This is a genomic window from Nonomuraea antri (assembly GCF_013283785.1).
Lineage (GTDB): Bacteria > Actinomycetota > Actinomycetes > Streptosporangiales > Streptosporangiaceae > Nonomuraea > Nonomuraea antri.
In genome coordinates this window covers 1-5111 of record NZ_JABCPZ010000401.1, presented here as the reverse complement: position 1 = coordinate 5111, position 5111 = coordinate 1, and the positions used below count along the sequence as shown (strand labels likewise).

4 protein-coding genes are annotated in these 5111 nt (G+C 72.0%); 1 reads left to right on the top strand and 3 read right to left on the bottom strand.

The features are described from left to right. Positions 1 to 1225: MFS transporter (locus tag HII36_RS53190; RefSeq protein ID WP_173531030.1), on the top strand; the 1225-nt coding region annotated here is incomplete at its 5' end. On the opposite strand, the gene aspS is transcribed toward HII36_RS53190, so the two are convergent. The 3 genes from aspS to cmk form a co-directional block, all read right to left on the bottom strand. Continuing rightward, positions 1217 to 2470, bottom strand: a complete 1254-nt coding sequence (gene aspS / locus HII36_RS53185) for an aspartate--tRNA(Asn) ligase (protein ID WP_173531029.1) — start codon at positions 2468 to 2470, stop codon at positions 1217 to 1219. The genes HII36_RS53190 and aspS overlap by 9 nt on opposite strands. A 320-nt stretch (positions 2471 to 2790) precedes the next feature. Continuing rightward, positions 2791 to 4191: a ribosome biogenesis GTPase Der gene (gene der, locus HII36_RS53180; protein WP_173531028.1), complete on the bottom strand. Its 1401-nt coding sequence runs from the start codon at positions 4189 to 4191 to the stop codon at positions 2791 to 2793. Between the two features lie 35 nt (positions 4192 to 4226). Continuing rightward, positions 4227 to 4883, bottom strand: a complete 657-nt coding sequence (cmk, locus tag HII36_RS53175; RefSeq protein ID WP_328808307.1) for a (d)CMP kinase — start codon at positions 4881 to 4883, stop codon at positions 4227 to 4229. Positions 4884 to 5111: the final 228 nt, after the last annotated feature.

Below are 5111 nucleotides of genomic sequence, written 5' to 3'. Positions count from 1 at the left end.
GGGGGTGGCGGGCGGGGCGCTGCTGCCGATCACAATGGCGCTCATCGGTGACCTGTGGGACGAGCGGGAGCGGCCGATGGCGCTGGGCGCGGTGGGCGCCGCGCAGGAGCTGGGCAGCGCCCTGGGCCCGCTGTACGGCGGCGTGCTCGCGCTGGCGCCGAGCACCGTGGTGGCCGGGCTGGAGCTGGGCGGCTGGCACGCGATCTTCTGGGTGAACGTGCCGCTGGCCGCGCTGGCGGCGGTGGCGGTCCACTTCACGGTCCCCGGCCCGCGCCGCACCCCGGCGCCGGAAACCGGGGCGGCGCGGGTGGACGCGGTCGGCGGCGCGCTGCTGGCGCTGGCGCTCGGCCTGCTGGTGGTGGGCCTGTACAACCCAGACCCGGCCAAGGCCGTGCTGCCGTCCTGGGGCCTGCCGGTGATCGCGGCCGGGCTGGTGGCCGGGGCCGCGTTCGTCTGGTGGGAGATCCGCTCCCCGGTGCGGCTGCTCGACCTGTCCGACACGGCCAGGGGCCCGCTGCTCGCCACGCTCGCGGTGAGCTTCCTGACCGGCGCCGCGCTGCTGGTGACGATGGTGTTCGTGCAGTTCACCGCACAGACGCTGCTCGGCAAGGACGAGCTGGAGGGCGCGCTGGTGCTGGCCAGGTTCCTGCTCGCGCTCCCCGTCGGAGCGTTGCTCGGCGGGCTGCTGGCACGCCGGCTGGGCGACCGGGCGGTGACGGTCGCCGGGCTGCTGGTGGCCGCCGCCGGCTACGCGCTGATGAGCCGCTGGCCGCTGAACCCGGCCGACGCGGGCCTGGCCATGGACCTGCACCTGATCGTCGCCGGTCTGGGGCTGGGCCTGGTCATCGCGCCGATCTCGGCGGCCGTGCTGCGGGTGACCCCGGCCGTGCAGCACGGCGTCGCCTCGGCCGCGGTCGTGGTGGCCAGGATGATGGGCATGCTGATCGGCATCGCGGCGGTGTCGGCCTGGGGCTTCTACCGGTTCCAGTCGCTGACCGCGCACCTCGACACGCCGCTGCCGTTCGGCGTCGACCCGGCCGTGTACGAGCGGCGGCTCGCCGAGTACACGGCCAGGGTGCAGGCCGCGCTGCACACCGAGTACACCGAGATGTTCCTGGTCACGGCGATGATCTGCGTGCTGGGCGGTGCGGTGGCGGTGCTCATGCCGCGCACCGGCCCCGCCCAGCCCGCCGTCACTCCAGGGGGCTCCGCGCCGTCAGGGTGACAGGCGGTGCAGGTCGCGGGGGAACGCGGTGGTCTGGCGGATGTTGGCCGCGCCGGTGAGCCGGGCGGTCCAGCGTTCCAGGCCCAGCGCGAACCCGCCGTGCGGCGGCATGCCGTGCCGGAAGGCCCGCAGGTATCCCTCGTACGGCGCCAGGTCGCCGTCCAGGGCCCGGACGTAGTCGTCGTAGCGGTGCAGCCGCTGGCCGCCCGTCACCAGTTCCAGGCCGCGGAACAGCAGGTCGAAGCCGTTGGAGTAGCCGGGCCTCGCGGGGTCGGGATGGGTGTAGAAGGGGCGCTTGGCCATCGGGTAGCCGGTGACGAACAGGAACTCCGAGCCGTGCTCGCGCAGCGCCCAGTCCGACAACCACCGTTCCTGCGCGGGTGACAGGTCGGGTTCGTCCTCGCCGGTGAGCCGCTGCGCCTCGGTGAAGTGCACGGCCGGGATCTCGGCGGGCACCTCGGGCAGCCGCGCGCCGAGCGCCGCGACCGCGCCGGCCGCGCGGTGGCGGACCGACTCCAGCATGCCCGCGAGCACCTCGCGCAGCACCGCCATCACCTCCTCGTGGTCGGCGATGAAGCCCAGCTCGGCGTCGAGGCTGGTGTACTGGGCCAGGTGCCGGACGGTGTCGTGCGGCTCGGCGCGGAAGACCGGCCCCACCTCGAAGACCCGCTCGAACACCCCGACCATCGCCTGCTTGTAGAACTGCGGCGACTGGGCCAGGTAGGCGCGGCGGCCGAAGTAGTCGATGCCGAACACGTTCGCGCCGGACTCGGTGGCCGAGGCGACGATCTTCGGGGTGTGGATCTCGGTGAAGCCCAGCCCGGCGAGCGTGTCGCGGAAGCCCGCCACGCTCGCCGCGGAGATCTCCAGCGGGGCGCGCAGCAGCGGGTGCCGCAGCGCGACGGGCGCGTGGTCGAGCACGGTCGGCAGCGTGGCCGGCACCACGGGCCGGTACAGGTCGAACGGCGGCGGCTCGACCGGCTCCGACACCACCTCGACCAGCGGTTCGGTCAGCTCGACGCCGCCGGGCGCCTGCGGGTTGCGCGTCACCGTGCCGGTGACGTGGACGACGCTCTCCTCGGCGGGCAGGTCGCCGCCCGCGACCACTTGGGCCAGCCCGGTACGGTCCCTGACGACGAGGAAGGACACGGATTTGAGTTGCCGGCGGCGATGGACCCAACCGGCGATCGTCACTCGTTGCCCGGCGTGCTCAGCGAGCTCCGCCGACATGACACGAGAGATCATCACAGCTCCTCACGAGGAATTGCATGACCCCTTGGGAGTGCGGGGGAGAAGGGAGCTCCCGGTGCCACCGCACTTTCGCCGCCCCGCCGAGCGGGACGGCCTCCACGACCCTGTGACGGGGGTCAGACCGGCGGGGCATTTCCTCCCCGCACTCAGGAGTGTCTTCACCAGCGGGCGCGGGGCCGCCTTCGCAGCTTCCGGCGGCTCTCTGGACCCGGCGCGGACCCTGGCTACTCGTCTCCGTCGACGTGTTGCCGCAGATCTTAACCGGCGAGCCGCGCCGCGGGCAAAGCGAATGCCCGCGACCCGGCGCCTGAAAGCTACTTCTTCTCGCCGCTCTTGCGCTTCTCGCGGATCTTCATGGTGACCTCGATCGGCGAGCCGGCGAAGCCGAACTCCTCGCGGACGCGGCGTTCGATGAAGCGCCGGTAGGTGTCCTCCAGCCAGCCGGAGGTGAACAGGACGAACTTGGGCGGTTCGACCGACGCCTGCGTGGCGAACAGGATCTTCGGCTGCTTGCCGCCGCGCACCGGCGGCGGGGTCTGCTGCACCAGCTCGGTGAGGAACGCGTTGAGCCTGGCCGTCGGCACCCGGGTGGACCAGGAGTCGAGCGCCTTCTCCAGCGCGGGCACCAGGCGGTCCATGTGGCGGCCGGTCTTGGCGGAGATGTTGACCCGCAGCGCCCACGGGGTGCGGACGAGCTGGCGGTCGATCTCCTTCTCCAGGTAGTAGCGCCGGTCTTCGTCGACCAGGTCCCACTTGTTGAAGGCCACCACCATGGCCCGGCCCGACTCGATGACCAGGCCGATGATGCGCAGGTCCTGCTCGGTGAGCGGCTCGCTGGCGTCGATGAGCACGATCGCCACCTCCGAGCGCTCAAGCGCGGCCCTGGTGCGCATGGCGGCGTAGAAGTCGGCGCCCTGCAGCTCGCGGTCGCGCCGCCGGATGCCGGCGGTGTCGACGAAGCGCCAGGTGCGCCCGCCCAGCTCGATCAGCTCGTCGACCGGGTCGCGGGTGGTGCCCGCCATCGGGTCGACCAGCACGCGCTCCTCGCCGGCCAGCTTGTTGAGCAGGGACGACTTGCCCACGTTCGGCTTGCCGAGCAGCGCCACCCGGGCCGGGCCGCGTTCGGTGCCGAAGGTGAGCTGCGGGGTCTCGGGCAACGCGTCGAGCATCACGTCGAGCAGGTCGCCGCTGGAGCGGCCGTGCAGGGCCGAGACCGGGTACGGCTCGCCCAGGCCGAGCGCCCACAGCGCGGCGGCCTCCAGTTCGAGCTGCTGGTTGTCGACCTTGTTCGCGGCCAGGATGACCGGCTTGCCCGACTGGCGCAGCACCGAGCCGACGATCTCGTCGGCGTCGGTGGCGCCCACGGTCGCGTCGACCACGAACACGATCACGTCGGCCAGCTCGACGGCGACCTGGGCCTGCTCGGCGATGCGCAGGTTCATGCCGGTGGCGTCGGGGTCCCAGCCGCCGGTGTCGACCACCGTGAAGCGGCGGCCGCGCCAGTTGGCGTCGTAGGTGACGCGGTCGCGGGTGACGCCAGGCACGTCTTCGACGACCGCCTCGCGGCGGCCGATGATGCGGTTGACCAGCGTGGACTTGCCCACGTTGGGGCGGCCCACGATGGCCACGACCGGCAGGGGGCCGCTGTGGGCCTGCTCGTCGTCGGATACTTCGAGATCGTCGAGCTCAGCCTCGACCCAATCCCCCGTTGACACGATTTTTCATCCTTAAGTGAGTACCGCACCCGTTGTCAGGTGCGCTCCTTGACCAGCCTCAGCACCTCGGCGATGACCTCTTCGAGGGTCAGCGGCGTGGTGTCGAGCTCGACGGCGCCAGCCGCCATCGAGAGTGGGTCGGTCTTACGCGTTGAGTCAAGGGTGTCACGCCGGGCCATGGCGGCCTGCTGCGCCTCCACCGTGGAGCCCGCGACCTCGGCGCTGCGCCGCATGGCGCGGGCCTCGGCGCTGGCCGTCAGGTAGACCTTGACGGGGGCCGTCGGCCAGACCACGGTGCCGATGTCGCGGCCTTCGACCACGATGTCACCGGCGCCGATGATCTCCCGCTGCAGCCCCACGAGCCGCATGCGCACCTCCGGCACCGCCGCGACGGCGGAGACGGCCCCGGTGACCTCGGACTGCCTGATCGGCCCCGCCACGTCGACGCCGTCGACGCGGATGGCCGGCGCGGCCGGGTCGGTGCCCGACTCGATGCCGGGCTCGCCGCACCTGGCCGCGATCGCGACGGGATCGGCCAGATCGACGCCCTGATCGAGCATCCACCAGGTCATCGCCCGGTACATCGCCCCGGTGTCCAGGTAACGCAGGCCCAGCGCCTGGGCGACCCCGCGCGAGACGCTCGACTTACCCGACCCCGAAGGGCCGTCCATGGCGACGACCAGACCGGTCACGGCCTCTCCCTCTGCACGTTTGCTCAACCTGAAGAGGCTACCGCCTTCCGGGGGTCCGGCCGACCGGAAGGCGGCAAGGCGCGCGCCGGGCACGCGTGGCAGGATGCTCCTATGGATGTCAAGCGGAGCGTTCTTGATCCTTTGATGTGATGAGTCCGTAGAGTTCGCGGGCGACGTAGCGCTTGAGGCAGCGGATGATCTCTTTCTTGGACAGGCCGTCTTGGGTGC